This window comes from Myceligenerans pegani, assembly GCF_014892515.1.
GTDB classification, from domain to species: domain Bacteria; phylum Actinomycetota; class Actinomycetes; order Actinomycetales; family Cellulomonadaceae; genus Myceligenerans; species Myceligenerans pegani.
The window spans coordinates 1-397 of sequence record NZ_JADBGR010000002.1 but is presented as its reverse complement, the minus strand read 5'-3'; the positions used below and the strand labels follow the sequence as shown (position 1 = coordinate 397).

The following is a 397-nucleotide window of genomic DNA, read 5'->3' as shown; positions in this document are numbered from 1 at the left end:
ATGAGCGCGGCGATGGCCGCCGCCATGGAGGTGGGGGCGCGTTCGGTGATCGCCCGCAACGCCGGTCTGGAGGAGGTGCTGTCCCGGTTCGAGTCCGTCGCGTCGTGGTCGGCGGTGGCCCAGGCCGCCGTCTCCGCGGAACGCACCGCCGGCTACGACGACGACGATCTTCTGAGCCGGCCTCGCGGCCGCGGCGTGGCATGAACGCGGCCGCACAACGCGCGATCGGGCCGGCCGTGCGCCTGCTGTGCCAGGTACGGCTCGTGGTCCTCGCGTTCGCCCTCGTGCTGGCCACGCTCGACGGCACCGGCTGGCTTGGGGTGTTCCTCGTGGTCCTCGCCGCGCCCTTCTCCTTCGTGCCGGCGCTGAACTGGGAATCGCGCGGCCGGGTCTACGC

Annotated in this window: 2 protein-coding genes; both read left to right on the top strand. The window is 73.3% G+C overall.

The window, feature by feature from the left end:
• Window positions 1-204: hypothetical protein (locus IIE03_RS00015; RefSeq protein ID WP_192860692.1), on the top strand; the 204-nt coding region annotated here is incomplete at its 5' end.
• The coding region (locus tag IIE03_RS00010; RefSeq protein ID WP_192860691.1) for a hypothetical protein at window positions 201-397 on the top strand (197 nt) is incomplete at its 3' end. The genes IIE03_RS00015 and IIE03_RS00010, both read left to right, overlap by 4 nt.